Here is an 18150-nt window from a genome sequence, read left to right as displayed (position 1 = left end):
ATCATGAAAAAGTACATACCAATATTTTTGCTCGTCGGTGCCTTGTCGCTGACAGCTTGTGAAGACGAATTGGATCAGGATCCGATTGGAAACCTCACGCAAGACCAAGTCGATTTGGCGCCAACATTGGTCGGAATCGAAAACCAGACAAGATCTTCGTACGACCTCTTGTCAAGCCGCCTCAACATTCTCGCACAATGGAACTGGAACGGCGGACTCGTCTTCCAAAACGACTACGTGCTTCAGGACGTGGCCAGTGACGACGCCCAGAAAAAATGGAACGTAGATGGCGACCAACCGTGGATAGACGAACTCAACAGTTTCACTTTCGTCTCGACCAACGGCGGCCCGAACGGACTCTGGAAATACAACTATGAAGGAATCAAGCGCTGCAACACGGTTTTGAAACACCTGACTAATCCTCAAATCGAGTCGTTGACAGGAATCACGACAGCACGCAAAACCCAGTTGACAGCCGAAGTCCTGTTTCTTCGTTCTTACTACTATTTTGCGTTGGTGACCAATTTTGGCGACGTGCCTTTGATCCTGCAACCGGTAACGAGCATTGGAGAAGCTTATGCCGTGGCAGTTCGCGCCGACAAAAATCTGGTTTGGGATCAAATCAAAGCCGATTTGAACGAAGCGGCGACATTGCTTCCGAACACTAAATATTCGTCCACGACCGAACCTTGGCGGGTATCGAAAGCCGCAGCGCTAGCTTTGTTGGCCAAATCTGAATTGTACACCCAAAATTGGGGCGCGGTTCCGGCGTTGGTCGATCAGGTAGGTGCTTTGGGTTATGCGTTGAACGCCAATTATTTCGACGCTTTCAACATGAACACCGAATTCAACGAAAACGAAGACGTTTTTGTGTTCGACCACCAAACGAATGTCGTTCCTGCAAGAGGAAACGGAATCTGCGCGCCACTTGGCTGGGGATTTTTCGCTCCGGAACAGAATTTCCTGGACGAGTTCGAACCTAACGATCCGCGTTTGTTTTATACAGTGAATCCGGCGGCGCAAAACGTCAACAAGATGTTGGGAACGCTCGACGGCACCAACAAAGGAAACGATGACGCGCCAAACAACAAAGTCTACATCCGTTTTGCCGATGTGTTGCTTTGGAAAGCCGAAGCCTTGCTTGAAACAGGCGATTACGCCGGAGCGGTTTCGATCATCAATCAAATCAGGACGCGCGCCAGAACAAGCCCAACGGGAGACGGATCTACAGTTCCGGCAGGCGCTTTGGCCGATCGTCCGGCTTCGACAAACGCAACCGAAATCAAGAATTGGCTAATTCACGAAAGACGCGTAGAACTTGGTTTCGAGAACCAACGCCTTCTCGATTTGAAACGTTGGGGAATCGCACAGGAAGTTTTGAACGCAAGAGGCATCAACTTCCAGGAATTCCACAATCTTTACCCAATCCCGCAATCTGAAATCGATGCATCAGCCGGAACTTTGACTCCAAATCCGGGCTATTAATAAAACGAGGATCGGCTTCGGTCGATCCTTTTTTACTTCAAAAAAACATGAAAGACATTGCAAAACGCTTTGACGGGAATCCGCTATTGTCACCGGCGGATCTCTCGCCAAGCAAAGACGGACTCGAAATTACGTGCCTGCTCAATCCCGGAACTTTCCGCTTTGACGGTAAAATCTGGCTGATTGTGCGCGTAGCCGAGCGTCCGAGACAAACACAAGACATCATTTCGTTTCCCATCTTGAGCGAAACCGGCGAAATGTCGATCGTCCAGATTCCGAAAGGCGATCCCGAACTCGACGACAGCGATGCGCGCGTAATCAACTACAAAGGCAGCGACTACCTCACGACTTTGTCCCATTTGCGATTGCTTTGCAGCGAAGACGGAACGAATTTTCACGAACCCGAAGGTTATCCGAGGTTGAACGGAATCGGGAAACAAGAAACATTCGGGATAGAGGATTGCCGCGTCGTCGAAATCGACGGGACATATTACCTGACGTTCACATCTGTTTCTTCAAGAGGCGTCGGCGTTGGATTGCGCACGACAAAAGACTGGAAAACCTTCGAAAGACACGGGCTTATTTTTCCGGCTCACAACAAGGATTGCGCGATTTTCGAGGAAAAGATCAACGGGAAATTTTATGCTTTGCACCGTCCGAGCAGTGTCGACCTTGGCGGAAATTACATCTGGATCGCCTCTTCGCCCGACGGAATCCACTGGGGAAATCACGAATGCATCGTCCAAACGCGTCCCGGAAAATGGGACAGCAAGCGGGTTGGAGCAGGCGCATCGCCAATCAAGACCGAAAAAGGCTGGCTCGAGATCTATCACGGCGCGAACGAAAACCACCAATATTGCCTGGGCGCGTTTTTGCTCGATTTGAACGATCCGACGAAAGTCATCGCCCAAACCGACGAACCTATCATGGTTCCAATGGCCGAATACGAACTCACAGGTTTCTTCGGACACGTCGTCTTCACCAACGGACACGTCGTGAACGGTGACGAAATCAAGCTCTATTATGGCGCTGCCGACGAATTCGTGTGCGGCGCGACGTTCTCGATAACCGAAATTCTCTCACGCCTAATCTACGCTTGATGGCCAGCAAATTCTCGACAGAAATCGACCACTTCAAAAGCCAGAGCCACAATTTCAAGATTCTCGTTTGGACGAACGTGGTTTATGCGTTGGTTCAGCCGGTAATCGACATTTTCGTGGCGGCATACATCATGCGGAACTCGAACGACACTTCGAAAGTCGTGATTTACCAACTTTGCATCTACACGGGAATTCCGCTGACTTTTTTGATCAACGGATGGCTGCTGAAACACATCAACATAAGATTTTTGTACGCCATCGGAATGATGTTGAGCGGCGTTTCGATGATTATCATGATGAGTTTGACCAATTTGACTTTGGTCGGGATTGGGGCGGCCGGAATCACGATGGGCTTGTCCTTCGGACTTTACTGGTCGAATCGCGACTATCTCGCGGTCTCAATCACGAACGACAACAACCGCAATTATTACTACGGACTCGAAACGTTCTTTTACACGATCATCGCGATCATGGTTCCGGCTTTGATTGGTTGGTTTATCCAGTCGCACAAAGGCGAAGCGCAAATCCATGTGGCTTATGAAGTCATCACGGGCGTCGTTTTCGTGATCACGATTTTGGCTTCGATCGTTTGCTTTCGCGGGAAATTCCACAATCCGACCGAAAAGAAATATGTCTATTTCAAGTTTCATCCGCTTTGGAAGAAATTGCTGACTTTGGCGTCGTTGAAAGGCATGGGACAAGGATTTCTGGTCACCGCGCCGGCCATGTTGATCTTCAAGATTCTGGGTGAGGAAGGCGAACTCGGCAAAGCGCAGTCGATCGGTGCGATTCTGGCCGCGATCATCATTTACTTTATCGGACGTTTCTCGAAACCATCCGACCGCATCAAAACCTTTTCCGCCGGACTGATCTTGTTCGCGATTGGCGCGTGCCTGAACGGGATTTTGTTCAACGAAATCGGGGTCGTAACGTTCCTGTTGTTGCTCTTGATCGCGAAACCACTGATGGATTTGGCGTATTATCCGATACAACTTCGCGTGATCGACATCGTGTCGAAGATCGAGAAACGATCGGAGTTCGCCTACATTCTGAACCACGAAGCCGGACTTTACCTCGGCAGATTGTTCGGAGCCGGAACATTCCTGGTTTTGTATTTTGCGGTTTCCGAAGACATCGCGCTGCGTTACGCCATCGGCCTGATCGCACTTTTGCAGCTCGCCTCGATTTGGGTGAGCAAGAAAATCATTTCGCAAGGAAACACAATCGAACCCGAAGCCGACGTCGAAAAAAAGACCGACCCCGAAGCGCTCGAAAAAACAGCAATCGAACTTTTATAACATGAATCGCATCCACATAAAATCTTATTTCCTATCCATTTCGGCTGTTCTGACTTTCGTCGCATGTTCGGCTCAGGTCAAGCAGAACGCCATTCCGCGTGTCGACCAAATGACGAATTCGCCAAAACCTTTTGGAATCATCGACTACAGAAAACTCGCGCTCGATTTCGACAAGACCGTTTACGATTTCAATTCCAAAGGCGAATTCTGGCCAATCGTTTGGGTTGACAAATCGCACAAGAATTTTGACCAAGACGTTGTGGGAATTTACACGGCGATGGGCGACGTGAGGCAAGGCCCGAACCACAACAAAGGCATGTTTCACGAGGCTTTGGCCACGATGGGCGCGACTTTGGGTGCAACTTTGGTGGGAATCGACAAGACGAATGCCGACGGAAGAAATTACGTCGGAATGCTCAAAAATTATTTCAACAAGGAAACCGGCTGGAACATCATGATGAACAACACCTGTCCCGAAGTTGCCTTGCTTGGCGGCGGTTACGGACGCGATTGGTGGTACGATGTGTATCCGAATCTGTTGTTTTACGCGATTTACGACAAGTATCCGAACGAACCCGAATTCGAGAAAATGGCGCGACAGATCGCCGACAAATTCTACGAAGCCGACGTAATCCTGAACGGAAATTACACCTATTCGTACTTCGACTACGGAAAAATGAAGCCGATGACGAACAACATTTGTGCACAGCCAGATGCGGCCGCCGGACACGCGTGGTTGTTGTACATGGCTTACAAAAAGTTCGGGGACGCGAAATATCTCATAGGCGCGAAGTCGGCATTGACCGCACTTCAAAGCCAAAAGGAAAATCCTACGTATGAACTTTTGATGCCTTTTGGCGCTTACTTGGCCGCGAGAATCAACGCCGAGGAAAAACAAAACTTCGACCTCGACAAAATGTTGCACTGGAGTTTTGACGGAACGCCGAAATGCCGCGAAGGTTGGGGCGTTCTGGTCGCAAATTGGAACGGTTTCGACATTTCGGGAACGGTAGGAAGCACGGTCGATCGCGGCGGTTACGGATTCTTGATGAACACCTACGACGCCGCGTGGCCATTGGTTCCAATGGTTCGCTACGACCAATCTTATGCCAATGGAATCGGGAAATGGATGTTGAATGCGGCCAACGCGTCCAAATTCTTCTATCCGGAACACATGCCTGACGAACACGAATCGATTCCCGAAAAAGCCGCGGCCGGCAAAGGTGTGATCGCTTATGAAGGCATCATCAAATCGTCGAACATGCCGCGCTATTCGAGCGTTCAGGCACCGGTTGCTCAAGGCGACGGACCGCTTTGGGTTGAAAACCAGAATCCGCCGGAGTCGCAACTTTCGGTTTACGGAAGCGGTCACGTGGGAATTTTCGGAAGTATCATCAAAAAAACCGATGTCGAAAATATCCTGCAACTCGACTTGCTTGCCACCGATTTTTTCCGCGACAAGGCTTTTCCGACCTCGCTGTTGTACAATCCATCGGACAAAGAAAAAACGGTGACGGTTTCCGTTGGGAAAAACGTCGATCTATACGACTTGATCTCGCAGAAATTCGTCTCGAAAAACGTTTCCGGCGCGACCAAAATCAAAGTTTCGGCTACGAATTCGGTCGTGATCGTAGAAGTTCCGACCAAAGGAAAAATGACACACTCGGGCAACATTATGTCGATAAACGGAATTCCGGTTGACTACCATGCCAAGAAATAGCATACATTATTTTGGGTTAGTTTTATTGATTTTTACTTCCCTGAACGCACAGCAATCGCGTTCGGGGAAACCCAAAATATGGTGGAAAGAAGCTGTTTTCTACCAAATCTACATGCCAAGTTACGCCGACTCGAACGCAGACGGTCTTGGTGATTTCAACGGCATCACATCCAAACTCGATTACCTGAAATCGCTTGGTGTCAAAGGCGTTTGGCTTACACCGTTTCTCAAATCGCCCAAAGTCGACAACGGTTATGACGTCGCCGATTATTACCAAATCGACCCAACTTACGGAACGCAGGCCGACTTCGAAAAGTTTTTGTCCGAAGCACACAAACGCGGCATAAAAGTCATCATGGACATGGTTTTGAACCACACTTCGACCGACTCGAAATGGTTCCGGGAAAGCCGGAAATCGAAGCAGAATCCGTATCGCGATTACTACATCTGGCAAGACAAACCCAACAATTGGGAATCTTTTTTTGGCGGATCGGCTTGGCAGAAAGATGAGGCGACGAACCAATTTTTCTACCACAAATTCGATGTCAGAATGGCCGATTTGAATTGGTCGAATCCGAAAGTTGTCGCCGAAATCCAGAATGTTTTGCGTTTCTGGCTCAAAGCCGGCGTTGACGGATTCCGTTTGGACGTGATCAATTTCCTGACCACAGACGGCATTCTGCAAGACAATCCGATGCAAAACGGCAACCAGAAACACGAATTCGACATCGACCAAAAAGGTGTGAAAGCCGCTATGAGAACCATCCGGAAAACCGTGAACGAATTTCCGGACAAGTTCTTGGTCGGGGAAATCGGAAGCGACAAAATCGAGGTCTTGAAATACTATCAGTCGAATGAACTACTCGATGTCGTGTTCAATTTCAACTTCGGAAGCATCCCGGAATTTTCGGCCGAACGCATTTTCTCTGAACTCAAAAGCATGGAACAAAACATGTCGAATTTCCCAACGCTTTTCTTCGGAAGCCACGACATGCCGAGACTTCTCGATAGGTTGGCAAATGGGAATATCGAACGTGCCAAAACGCTAGCAGCCTTGACTTTTACGGCCAAAGGCGTTCCGTTCGTCTATTTTGGCGAGGAAATCGGAATGAAGAATATCGTCGCTGAAAGTGTTGACGAAATCGTCGATATCCAAGGCAAAACGCAGTACAGGTTGGCGATCGAAAGCGGGAAATCATCCGCGGAAGCGCTCAAAATCGGCAACAAGCACAACCGCGACAAATCGAGAAGTCCGATGCAATGGAACGCGTCCGAATTCGCCGGATTTTCCAAATCGAAAAGTTGGATCAAGATCGCTCCCGATTTTGCGAAAGTCAATGTGTCCGAAGCCGAAAAAGATCCGAATTCCATCCTCGGTTTTTATCGGAAATTGATTGGCATCCGAAACTCAGAAAAAGCGCTGCAGTACGGAAGTTACAAGACTTTGGAACTCAAAGATGAGGTGATTTTGTTTGAGCGCGAACTCGATTCGCAAGTGATTAAAGTCGTAATCAATTTCGGGAATCCGATGAAAATCGATGTTCCGAAAAACGCCAGAATCCTGTTCGGAAAACCTGAAATCGCGGCAAACTCCATTTTGGTCTACAAACTCGAAAACACTCCGAAGGCCAAATAATTCGCGCATTCACAAAAATTTGACATTCGCTAGTTCGGATATTTTGTACCTTAAATCAAAATCCCAAACATGACCGGAAATTCCAAAATCGCCATTTACGGAGCGTTCGCCGCCAATGTCGCCATCGCGATCGTGAAGTTCGTCGCTGCGTCGGTCACGGGAAGTTCGGCCATGATTTCAGAGGGAATCCACAGCACAGTCGACAGCGGAAATTCACTGCTTTTGCTGCTTGGTATGAAGCGCAGCCAACGTCCGCCAGATCGCGGCCATCCGTTTGGGCACGGAAAGGAAATGTATTTTTGGTCGCTAATCGTGGCCATTTTGGTATTCTCGCTCGGCGGCGGAATGTCGATCTACGAAGGCATCACGCACATTCAGCATCCGGTGGAACTTCGCGATCCGTTCTGGAATTATATCGTTTTGTCGACATCGATCATTTTTGAAGGAAGCTCGCTGTTCTACGCCGTTCGCGAATTTAACAGAAGCCGCGGCAAACACGGGTTTTGGAAAGAAGTCAGCATGAGCAAAGATCCGGCGCTGTTTGCTGTGATTTACGAGGAAAGCGCCGCCATTGCCGGACTTTTGATCGCGCTTTTGGGTGTTTTCCTCGGACATTATTTTGGGAATCCGATGTTCGATGCGATCGCTTCGATTTTGATCGGACTGGTTTTGGTCTTCGTCGCCATCACGATGGTCAAGGAAAGCAAAGGTTTGCTCGTTGGAGAAAGTGCCGATTCAGCGATCGTGACCGGAATTTACGAGCTTGTGAACAACGAACCGTCGGTCGCGACTTTGTATTTTCCGCTCACGATGCACTTGGCGCCGAACGAGGTTTTGCTTGCGTTGGACGTCGAATTCCGTGGCGAAATGACAGTCGACGAACTTTTCGAGACGATTTCTTCCCTCGAGGAAAGAATCAAGACCGAATTTCCCGTCGTCAAGAAAATCTACATCGAGGCCAAGAATTTCGATGGACGCCAAAAACCTTGGAAAGTCGACAATTTGCCCGATACGGTTGACTGAATCTGCCGCAAATCAATCGTCGTCAAAACTCGGATCGACGTATTCCAGGATGAAAATCTCATAGTTGATATTACTCGCCAAAGGACGCGCATAGTTCGACTGCTTGACTTTTTCGAGCGCTTTCCATTTGAACGCATCCGATTTTTCTTCGCCTTCGGGAAAGTCCAGAATCACCGATGCATAAACGTTGTAGGCATTTGGTTCGTCCAGCAATTCGTGGACTTCGTTGCTCAAAACAAACCGGCCTTGTTGCACCAAAATCAAATTGTCCGCATTCAATTTTTTGACCGAATCGAAGAAAGCTTCGGGCACATGACCCGAAACCGCCTTGATTTGAGAGCCGCCCGAAAGTTTGAAAATCGCCTTGTACAACGCCATTATTTCGTTCTGTAATTCAACCATAACGCGCCTTTCGCGAGTTGTTTCACTTCTTTGAGTTCGAGCAATTCGACCTCGTTTTTTCCGGAATCGGACGTGTATTCGAAAACCGTCGGCGTATTTGGAGTCGTGTCGATTATCGGCAAAACGATCAGGCTCAATTCGTCCAGAAGTCCGGCTTCGTAAATCGATCCGTTCACGTGTCCGCCGCCTTCGAGCAGGATTTTTCCGATTCCGAATTCGGTATACAAAATCCCGAAAGCCGCTTTGAGATCGACTTCTGATTTCCCCGAAACGATGTACGAAATGCCTTTTCGCTTGAGGAAATGCAAGTACTCGTCGGACACTTTTTCCGACAGCATCGAAATCACGTGGTCGCCGTCGATGTTGTCGTCTTGCCAGCCCAATTTTCCGTGAGTGTCGATCGCGATCGCGAAACTTTCGGCATCCGAATTCGCCTTATAAATCGTGCGGGTTATGGCTTCGGACGATTTCACTAATTCTGGTTTCGCACCGTGGGTAAAGTCGATTTCGAGCGTATTTCGTCCGCACATCCAGGCTTGGGCGTCAAGTTTTTCGTGGAAGTCTTCGTACAGGTTTCCGAGTTCGCCGCTTTCGAGCACGTTGCCCCAATTTTCAGTGAGGATTTTGCCGTTTATCGACGACATCATGTGGCAAATTATATAAGGTCGGTTCATGGTAAAAAGTGTTTGTTTGCTTCCGAATTCGATTTTTTTCGGACTTCCGTAAAGTTAAGGCAGAACGACGAAACGGCAAATTGGTTTCGCATTGGGATTTTTGATTTCGCGATAGGATTTGTGAGTTGTCAAACAGATTCTCGGCCAAAGTCCACAAAAACTAAATCATTGGTAAATTTCTTACAGAAATTATTATTTTCGGATTCACAATCGATCAAAGACCAATCAAGCATGAAGAAAACTTTACTCGTCCCATTTTTGCTCGTCGCTTTTGCCTCATCGGCCCAGACTTATCAATGGCAATGGGCCAAAAAAGGTGGTGCGCTCGCGCAGACTTCGACCGAATCGGACATCGCTTACGGCTTTAGCAGCGAACAGATTCTCGACATCGCGGTCGATTCCGAAAACAATTATTACTTTGTGGCATTCGTCACCAAGCAATCGGCGGAATACGAAGGCAGTCCGCTTACGACTTACAATTGGAGCCAAGGCACGCTTTCGCCTACTGATGTTGTTTTGATTTCTACGGACTGTTCGGGCGCTTTGCGTTGGACACAAACCATCGGCGGTGGCAGCGATGACGATAGTTACAAGATTTCGGTCGACAATAACGGCGGTTTGTACCTGAACGCCAGCGTGTTGAATTTTTCCGGATTCGGAGCCGAATACGCGCCTCCACATTTTAGTCCGACGAATTTCATGCCCACGACCGTAGCCGATTTTGGCCAACCGCAAGAAGGCTGGAAAACGGGCGCAATCTTGAAATACAACACATCTAACGGCTCGCTCGCGTGGCGCGTAATGCCGCAAGGCGACGTAAACCAGTCGTTGCGCGCTTGCGGAATGTCGCAAATTGTGGTTCACCAAGACGGCACTTTGAGTTCGCTTGTGGGTTTCAGGACAGGCATTCACGCGAACGGATTGGCGGTGGTTTCGGATGAATTCAACGTAGATCCCAAGTATTTTATCCTTCGCCTGAACGCCAACGGGACAATTTTGAGCGCGATCGATATAAACATGAAAGGCTATCTGCTTCCAAATCACACCGATTTCCGATACGACGAGAATTTGCAGCGCTATTATGTGGCCGGATTCGGGACGAATGGCGATATTTTCATGATAAACGACTTATGGGTAAACGGAATAAAGCTTGAAAAACAGGCTTTCATGTTGGCTTTTTCGAATACCGGACAGGAAATCTGGCGAAAGGAAATGGGTTCTTCTGCGACACTTGAAGACAACAGGATTTACGATTTGCAGATTGATTCCGAGTCGAATTTGTACTTGTGCGGAAAGTATTTTCGCGTGAATCCGAATGTTGTGACGTTGGGCACTTACCAATTTCCGACAAACCTCGAAGGAAACATAAATTACGTGCTAAAAATGAATCCGGCGGGAGAAATTTTGTGGACGAAAGTGCCAACGGCTTACAACGTCGAGTTTTACACCGCGTCACACCAATTTCACGACATGGCCATAAACGGTGACGAAATCGCGATTGCAGGCCAGGCCGACAGCGAGATTTGGGACAATTTTCCGATAAACCGACCGCCGAATTTCAGGTCAGATCCTATTTTGTTGCGGCTGAACAAAAACACGGGAACGGCAATCGGTTTGCACGACATCATGAGTTTGCCGGGCTACGACGACGGATTGACTGCTGTCGCGGCAGACAAAGACGGCAATTATGTCGTAGGCGGATATTTTTACACCGATATGTTCACGCTTGCGAACGACAATGTTCCGACAATCCAAAAAGTGCAGAACGTAACCGATTACACCGATTTCTTTATGGCAAAACTCGCGGCGAGTCCGTGTGGAACGCTTGGCGCTATTGATTTTGAGTCGGAGAAAACAAGAATTTACCCGAATCCGACATCGTCAGTCGTCAATATTGAATTTGATGGCACATTGGAATCGTATGAAATCGTGAGCGTTCTTGGACAGGTTTTAGCCAAAGGAAACTTCAACGGACAAAATTCGGTTTCGGTAGAAAATCTCAGCAATGGCGTTTACATCCTGAATCTCAAATCGAAAGAGAAAGGAACTGAAAGTTTCAAGATCGTCAAGAATTGATGCGATTTGGCTTTCGCTGATTTTGGCTCGCACGCAAATTTGTGATGTCGTTTCCAAACGCTACATTTAGGCTCGGGAAACGCATCACAAAATGAACGACAGCAACGCCAGAAAGGTTTTCAGGGATTTGGATTTCACTGCTTCGGAACTCGTGCTCGTCGAATCGAAACTCGAGGAAATTCGCGTCAGGAAAGGCGATTTGCTACTCTCGGCCGGACAATCGGTGCCGTTTCAATATTATGTGGTCGACGGTTGCATGCGCACGTTTTTCATAACGGACGCGGGCAGGGATTTTACGTTGCAATTTGCTGTGAGCGATTGGTTCATCAGCGATTACACGGCGTTTTTTACTTCGGGGATTTCGATTCTTAACATCGAATGCCTGCAAGATGCAACTTTGCTCAAATTGTCGCATCAAAGTATGGAAGAACTTTACCGCGAAATTCCGGCGATCGAGACGTTTTTCAGGATAAAAATGGAGCGTTTTTTTGGAAGTTTCCAAAAGCGAATTCTGTCTGATCTGGCGATGTCGGCCAAGGAAAAATACCAGACTTTCCTAAAAACGTATCCCGATATCGAAAAGCACATCAAGAATTACCACCTGGCTTCTTATTTGGGAATCACTACTGAAAGTTTGAGCCGGATTCGGCATGAGCTGGCGCGGGCGTGATTCGATTCTGTGGTGTTTTTGACTTTACTTCGCCGTATTAGGAATTGTAGTCCAAATTCAATATTAATTTACTTTTCGTCGCTTGACATTCGGCTCTCCAACGTAATCAATAATTTGGAGTTCGTTTTTCTTACCATACATCAATTTTTTCCAAAACCGAACATCGCAACTTTGACAAAGATTTCAACAAGAAATAAAGTCAAAGATTATGGAAACCGAAGTATTAGTAAAATGGAAAACCAAGCCGGACGAAACCCAGAAAGTGCTCGAACTTTTGGAAGTCGCGGCCCAAAAAAGCAAACTCGAACCCGGAAATCTGCTATATGAAAGTTTTCAGTCCGAAGACGATTCGACAGTGATTTTCCTGCACGAACGCTACGCCGACAAAACCGCGCTCGAAGCTCACAAAAACTCGCAACATTACCTTGAAATCGTGGCCGGAAAAATTCTTCCGCTGCTCGAAATTCGCGAAGTCATTCCCGTCAAAAAACTATTCTGAAACAACACTTTTTTATCAAATCAAAACCTGGAAATCATGTCCAAAAAAATCCTGATCATCGTATCGAACGCCAACGCGATTGGCCCAAACAATAGAAGAACCGGCACTTTTTTGCCAGAAGTAGCGCATCCGTATGCCGAATTTGACCGTGCCAAGTACCAAATCGATTTTGCGAGTCTGACCGGAGAAACACCGTATCTCGACGCATTGAATTTGGCCAACGATCCGGACAATCTTTCGTTTCTAGTGGGAAAAGGTTGGGCCGATATGCAGAAAGCGACAAAACTGTCCGAAGTAAACGTTTTCCAATACGACGCCATTTTCATTCCCGGCGGATTGGCTCCAATGGTCGATATGCCCGAAAATCCTCATCTGAAACAAATCATCAGAGAAACTTATGAGCGAAATGCCGTGGTTGGAGCGGTTTGTCACGGCCCGGTTTCCCTTTTGAACGTCAGGTTGAGCAACGGTTCGTATCTCGTAAATGGCAAGAATATCGCATCGTTCACGAATGAGGAAGAAGACAATTATGCCAAAGCCGACGTGCCTTTCGAGTTACAGACAGCGCTTGAGGAACAAGGCGCGATTTTCCACGCGGCCGAACCTTGGTCAGCGAATTCCATCACTGACGGGCGTTTGGTCACGGGCCAAAATCCGGCATCGGCGAAAGGCGTCGCAGAGAAAATGATCGCTGTTCTGGAAGCGTGATCGAACGACAATCCAACAGTCCAAAAAACAAAACGTTTCCACGTCAAATTGATGCGGAAACGTTTTTCTGTTGGAGATTTGATTGCTGATTATTTGAGATATTTCGCGGTTTCGACCAATTCGTATTTCGGGCTGCGTTCCATCAATTCCTTGAAAAACGCGGTGTGCGTCGCGCCCATCAAGATAAAAACGCGGTCGTTCGGTGTGAGTTCGATTTGGTTTAGGTTGGAATACATCACGAGATTTCTGTGGTAGAATTTCGCTGCTTCGTCTGCGCCTTCTGATTTTCCCGGCGAGGCGATGTGCAACAACATATCGGCGTTGATGTTGATCAAAAAGTCGAGATAATTTGCGCTGTTGGTGATTTTCAGTTTCTCGAGAACGCTCATTTTTTCCTCAGGATGTTTCTTTTCGAAGGCTTCCATGACCGACATATATCTCTCGTAAGTCGCCATATCATTGCTTTTGACCGAATTCCCGATCATGTAATTGTAGCCTTCCTTGTAGTCGATTCCGTAGACTTTCGCGGTTTTGGAAAGGCGTCCGACCTCAAAGGCCAACAGCTCGATTTCTGATGGATTGTCGATTTTCATCTTCGGATTCGCCAGGTAATCCTGATACTGTTTTTGAAGCGAGACATCGTTGGCCACGGGCGATTCCACGATAATCACGGTCGGTTTGAAAGCCGCGATCATCTTGGCGATCTCGTGCACTTGTTTGACGTTTTCTTTGTTGTGTTCGTCGAATTCGGTGACGTTTGCATCTGATGAAAATCCCATGTGGAAAGTTCCTACGTTGAGTACTTTTACGGTTTGGTCGAATTTCGTCGGAATCTGGATTTTCTCGAATTGGGCTTGCGCTTGAGAAGCGACGAAAAGGGCAAGGGCGATAATTGCTTTCATGATAGTTGTTTTTTGTTGAAGCAAAGTTTGCATTTTGGTTTGTACCGACGAAAGTTTATCGACGAACCCGTTTGCGCGGTCGACGAACCCGCGAACACCGCACGAAAGGATTGGCTACTTTTACAGAAACGAAATCACGATGTATAGAAACCCGATCAGTTTGCCCAAGGAAATCGCCGTCCACATTGGTTTTTGGCTCATTTTCGGCTATTACAGTTTTGTGATGATAAGCAAGGAAGGACTTGTTTTTACATTCGAGACTTCGCTGTTTTCGATCACTTTGATCTCGATTTTCCTGGCGACTTTTTATCTGAATTACATCGTGATCATGCCAAAAGTGTTCAATCCTTTCCGATGGAAAAAAGTGCTTTTCGGCTATTTGACCGTGTTGGTTTTTTTTATCGCCTTAAGATATCTTGTCGAAGAAGTCGCCGCTTTGTACTTTTTCGGAACGACGAACTACGCGCCCGGAACCGGAATCGTTTTCTATTTCTACGACAATATTTTCTTCAGCAGCAAACCGATTTTATTGAGCGCAATTCTTTGGTCGGTTTTGTTCTTGATACGCACTTTGGATTACAACAACTTCGTGATCCGCGAACAGAAAAACACCGAAATCAAGTTCCTCAAAGCACAGATCAATCCGCATTTCATCTTCAATACGTTGAACAACATTTATGCGATGGTGAACGCGAATTCGGACAAATCTTTGCCTGCGATCGAAAAACTGAGTCACATTATGCGGTTTACGACTTACGAAGCGCAAAAAAACCAGATACGGCTTTCGGAAGAACTCGAATACATAAGGTCGTACATCGAACTTGAGGAATTGCGCCATTACGAAAAAGATTTCGTGAAATGGGAAATTGATATCGAGGACGAAAACCAGCAAATTCCGCCGTATCTGCTTTCGCCATTTATCGAGAATGCGATGAAACATGGCACTTTTTCGAACGGCGATCCGGTCTTTATCAAAATTTCATCCGATGAAAAACGATTGGGAATTCTCGTCGAAAATACGATCGGAAAACACAAAAAAGACAAAATCGGTGGTATTGGTCTCGACAATCTCAATAACCGTCTGGCCATTTTGTATCCGAAAAAACACAAACTCGAAACATCGGAATCCAACTCGAGATTCAAAGCCGAACTCCAAATCGACTTCTCATGAAAAAGATAAATTGCCTGATCATCGATGACGAACCGCTCGCCGTTCAATTGCTAGAAGCTCACGCTGGCAAAGTGCCGTCGCTCAATATTTTATTTGCCGGAAGCGACGTTTTCAAAGCGATCGAAGTCATAAAATCGAACGAGGTCGACCTGATTTTCGTCGACATTCAAATGCCTGAGATAACGGGTTTGGAACTCATGAAACTGTTTGACAACAAGCACAATTTCGTGATCACGTCGGCTTATATGGAATATGCGGTCGAGGCTTTTCAATACCATGTGGTTGATTATCTGGTCAAACCGATCTCGTTCAACCGATTCTTTCAGGCCGTGGAAAAATTCGCGCGCTGGCAGGAAACTTTTCGCGCCTCGAACGCGGTCGATCATTTGATGGTCAAGGCCGATCGGAAGCATTACAAGATCGCTTTCGCGGATATTCTGTACATCGAAGGCCTCAAAGATTACATCCGAATTCACACCAAAGACGAGAAAATCATGGCGCTCGAGAATATGAAAGACATTCTCGAAAAGTTGCCGAGCGACAAATTCATGCGCGTGCATCGATCGTTCATCATCCCGACGGACAAAGTGAAAATGCTCGACGGAAACCGAATCCAAATGCAGAATCACGAGTTTATCCCGATTGGTGAAACTTACAGGAAGCCCGTTTCTTCTTGGTTTGAGCAGAAATGAAGCGCGATAATATCCGAAGTTTATCAAATAGAAAAAGCCGCCTGTTATTCGCAGACGGCTTTTTGTTTTTGGGTTCTTACCAAATTTAGGCTTCGGCGTCTCTTAACGCTTTCACTTTGTCGTGATCGACTCTCAATTTCGCCTTTTGGTCCTGGATCATCGAGATTTGCTGCGATGTCAAGTCGTTTGCATACGTTTCCAGAACGTCTTCGTACGTTTCCTGGGCTTTGTCTTCCCCGAATTCGCAAGAGGACAAAATTTGATGGCGGTCGTTTCCGGTCAATGCGGCTTTGACGTCCATCCAGGCACGGAAGAATTTTCCGGTGACTCGCGTTCCTTCTTCAGGAGTTCCGCCTAGTGCCACGACTTCGCTTCTCAATTCAGAAACGATGTTCTCACTTGTGTCTCTCCAAGCTGAAAACAGGCCTTTCAATTCTACCGAATCGGTTTCTTTGGCCGCGGTTTCATAACCTTCAATACGGTCGTTGTTGATTTCGATAAGGTTATTCAGTGCTTTAGTTGCTTTTTCTGTGTCGATCGCTGTGCGTTCCATAATAGTTGAATTTAGTTGTGTTTTACAAAGTTCGCCAATGTTGTGGGCAATGTCTTACGCAATTCGAATTGGTCGTTGTACAGTTCGGTCACAACAAAAACTTAAATTCAACTAAAAAAATAGTTGGTGAACTAAAGTTTTAGTTACATTTGTTCCAATCATCATCAATTAATCAATCAGTAATCAGTATCAATCAAAAACACGCACAATGAAAAGACTGTTGTTTCTTTTTGTTTTGGCCGAAATCGCGATCTCGGTTCTCTTAAAATACTTTCCGGATCGATAGATTTGGGAGTTTCTTACTAACTTGGTTTCATGCAAAACGCAAGCGACCATTTTTACTCGCAGCTCAAAGCCCACGAAATGGCGTTGGCCAAATTGTTGGCCAGTCCGGATAAGTTTTCAAACGTGCCCCAAGATTGGACGATCGTGATAACCGACATTCAGAATTCGACCGAAGCGGTTTTTGGAGGACGTCACGAGACCGTGAATTTACTCGCCACGGGCAGTATCGTCGCGGTTTTGAACATCGCTTTCAAACACAAGATCTTGTTGCCGTTTTTTTTCGGTGGCGACGGCGCGACGTTTCTCATTCCGCCCAATTTGCTTGATGACGCTTTGTTGGCTTTGTACCAATTCCGCAAGAACACTTTCGAGAATTTCGGCCTGAATCTGCGCGTCGGGAAAGTTCAGGTTTCGGAGGTTTTCGCTCACGGAAGCCAACTCAAGATCGCCAAGCATTACAACTCGGCGGTTTTTTCGATTCCGATAATTCTCGGCGACGGACTGATTTTCGCCGAAAAGATCATCAAAGGAAAAGACTATCCGACAGAAGATTTCACGGGCGCGGCCGACAATCTCGACCTAAGCGGAATGCAATGCCGTTGGGACAGGATTTCGCCGCCCGAAGACAAGGAAGAAATCGTGACTTTGTTGGTTTTGGCTTCTGACAATTCGCGGCAGCCGCAGGTTTTCTCGTCGGTTTTGGACAAGGTCGAAACGCTTTACGGATCGCTCAAGAAACGCCAGCCCATTTCGGTCAACAAACTGCGCCAGAAAACGACTTTCGGACGTCTCGGAAACGAAATGCGAGTACAGATCGGAAAGATCAAATTGCTCGAATTGTTGCGCCAAAAGCTGATCTCGTTGTACTCGTATGTTTACCTAAGAACTTTCAAAGGCCAGAAATACCTCGAGCGACTCGTCGAAATGAGCGACACGTTGGTTCTTGACGGAAAGATCAATACGGTGATTTCGGGCCAGAAAATCCAGCGCGAAAAATTACAGGATTTCCTCGACGAACTTGAATCTGACAAGGAAATTTTATACGGAATCCATATCAGCAATGCTTCTATAATGTCTTGCTACGTGCGCGATCTCGACGACGGCCACATTCATTTCGTGGACGGATCGGATGGTGGTTACACCCAAGCCGCGCGAATGCTCAAAGCCAAGTTGGCCAAACAGAATGGTGACGTCTGACGCAAACCTACATTTAACAAAAACTACAGATTTTCTGTAACGAACCTATTTTCGGGAAT

At 47.0% G+C, this 18150-nt stretch carries 17 protein-coding genes; 13 read left to right on the top strand and 4 right to left on the bottom strand.

Annotated elements, in window-relative coordinates; genetic code table 11:
• Nucleotides 1-3 precede the first annotated feature (3 nt).
• The 6 genes from EOO49_RS13355 (at nt 4) to EOO49_RS13330 (ending at nt 8262) form a co-directional block, all read left to right on the top strand.
• Nucleotides 4-1485: a RagB/SusD family nutrient uptake outer membrane protein gene (locus EOO49_RS13355; RefSeq protein ID WP_290846492.1), complete on the top strand. Its 1482-nt coding sequence runs from the start codon at nt 4-6 to the stop codon at nt 1483-1485.
• Between the two features lie 47 nt (nt 1486-1532).
• The gene (locus tag EOO49_RS13350; protein ID WP_290846490.1) at nt 1533-2585 is read left to right on the top strand and encodes a glycoside hydrolase family 130 protein; all 1053 of its coding nucleotides are present in this window, start codon (nt 1533-1535) and stop codon (nt 2583-2585) included.
• Entirely contained in the window at nt 2585-3883 is a 1299-nt protein-coding gene (locus tag EOO49_RS13345; protein WP_290846488.1) for an MFS transporter, read from the top strand. Before EOO49_RS13350 ends, EOO49_RS13345 begins: the two co-directional genes overlap by 1 nt.
• A 1-nt stretch (nt 3884) precedes the next feature.
• Entirely contained in the window at nt 3885-5603 is a 1719-nt protein-coding gene (locus EOO49_RS13340; RefSeq protein ID WP_290846486.1) for a hypothetical protein, read from the top strand.
• Nucleotides 5590-7239 (top strand): alpha-glucosidase, encoded by a 1650-nt coding sequence (locus EOO49_RS13335; protein WP_290846484.1) that lies wholly within the window; start codon nt 5590-5592, stop codon nt 7237-7239. Before EOO49_RS13340 ends, EOO49_RS13335 begins: the two co-directional genes overlap by 14 nt.
• Nucleotides 7240-7308: 69 nt before the next feature.
• On the top strand, nt 7309-8262 hold the full coding sequence (locus EOO49_RS13330; RefSeq protein ID WP_290846482.1) for a cation diffusion facilitator family transporter: 954 nt from the start codon (nt 7309-7311) through the stop codon (nt 8260-8262).
• A 12-nt stretch (nt 8263-8274) separates the two neighbouring features.
• Here EOO49_RS13330 and EOO49_RS13325 read toward each other — a convergent pair whose 3' ends face one another.
• Entirely contained in the window at nt 8275-8640 is a 366-nt protein-coding gene (locus EOO49_RS13325; RefSeq protein ID WP_290846480.1) for a hypothetical protein, read from the bottom strand.
• Nucleotides 8640-9338 (bottom strand): dihydrofolate reductase family protein, encoded by a 699-nt coding sequence (locus EOO49_RS13320; protein WP_290846479.1) that lies wholly within the window; start codon nt 9336-9338, stop codon nt 8640-8642. The genes EOO49_RS13325 and EOO49_RS13320 overlap by 1 nt, the downstream gene beginning before the upstream one ends.
• Nucleotides 9339-9569: 231 nt before the next feature.
• On the opposite strand from EOO49_RS13320, the gene EOO49_RS13315 reads away from it, so the two are divergent.
• The 4 genes from EOO49_RS13315 to EOO49_RS13300 all read left to right on the top strand — a co-directional run bounded on the left by EOO49_RS13315 (nt 9570) and on the right by EOO49_RS13300 (nt 13291).
• Nucleotides 9570-11414, top strand: a complete 1845-nt coding sequence (locus EOO49_RS13315; RefSeq protein WP_290846477.1) for a T9SS type A sorting domain-containing protein — start codon at nt 9570-9572, stop codon at nt 11412-11414.
• A gap of 91 nt (nt 11415-11505) precedes the next feature.
• On the top strand, nt 11506-12084 hold the full coding sequence (locus EOO49_RS13310; protein WP_290846475.1) for a Crp/Fnr family transcriptional regulator: 579 nt from the start codon (nt 11506-11508) through the stop codon (nt 12082-12084).
• A 208-nt stretch (nt 12085-12292) separates the two neighbouring features.
• On the top strand, nt 12293-12583 hold the full coding sequence (locus EOO49_RS13305) for a putative quinol monooxygenase (protein WP_290846473.1): 291 nt from the start codon (nt 12293-12295) through the stop codon (nt 12581-12583).
• A 36-nt stretch (nt 12584-12619) separates the two neighbouring features.
• Nucleotides 12620-13291, top strand: a complete 672-nt coding sequence (locus tag EOO49_RS13300) for a type 1 glutamine amidotransferase domain-containing protein (RefSeq protein ID WP_290846471.1) — start codon at nt 12620-12622, stop codon at nt 13289-13291.
• 89 nt (nt 13292-13380) lie between these two features.
• On the opposite strand, the gene EOO49_RS13295 is transcribed toward EOO49_RS13300, so the two are convergent.
• The gene (locus EOO49_RS13295) at nt 13381-14193 is read right to left on the bottom strand and encodes a DUF5694 domain-containing protein (protein WP_290846469.1); all 813 of its coding nucleotides are present in this window, start codon (nt 14191-14193) and stop codon (nt 13381-13383) included.
• 139 nt (nt 14194-14332) lie between these two features.
• Between EOO49_RS13295 and EOO49_RS13290 the strand changes: the two genes are divergently transcribed.
• Together EOO49_RS13290 and EOO49_RS13285 are read left to right on the top strand one after the other, a co-directional pair.
• Nucleotides 14333-15364: a histidine kinase gene (locus tag EOO49_RS13290; RefSeq protein WP_290846468.1), complete on the top strand. Its 1032-nt coding sequence runs from the start codon at nt 14333-14335 to the stop codon at nt 15362-15364.
• A complete protein-coding gene (locus EOO49_RS13285) occupies nt 15361-16056 on the top strand; it encodes a LytTR family DNA-binding domain-containing protein (protein ID WP_290846467.1) in 696 nt (231 codons plus the stop codon). Before EOO49_RS13290 ends, EOO49_RS13285 begins: the two co-directional genes overlap by 4 nt.
• An 85-nt stretch (nt 16057-16141) precedes the next feature.
• Here the strand turns inward: EOO49_RS13285 and EOO49_RS13280 are convergent, their stop codons facing one another.
• Nucleotides 16142-16609, bottom strand: coding sequence for a PA2169 family four-helix-bundle protein (locus tag EOO49_RS13280; RefSeq protein WP_290846466.1), 468 nt, complete (start codon nt 16607-16609; stop codon nt 16142-16144).
• 315 nt (nt 16610-16924) lie between these two features.
• Here EOO49_RS13280 and EOO49_RS13275 point away from each other — a divergent pair, with 315 nt between their 5' ends.
• Nucleotides 16925-18091 carry a DUF3095 family protein gene (locus tag EOO49_RS13275; RefSeq protein ID WP_290846465.1) on the top strand — a complete coding sequence of 389 codons (1167 nt, stop codon included), beginning with the start codon at nt 16925-16927 and terminating at the stop codon, nt 18089-18091.
• Nucleotides 18092-18150 lie beyond the last annotated feature (59 nt).

It is taken from the genome of Flavobacterium sp., from assembly GCF_004295795.1.
Lineage (GTDB): Bacteria > Bacteroidota > Bacteroidia > Flavobacteriales > Flavobacteriaceae > Flavobacterium.
This window is presented reverse-complemented; position numbering and strand designations above follow the sequence as displayed.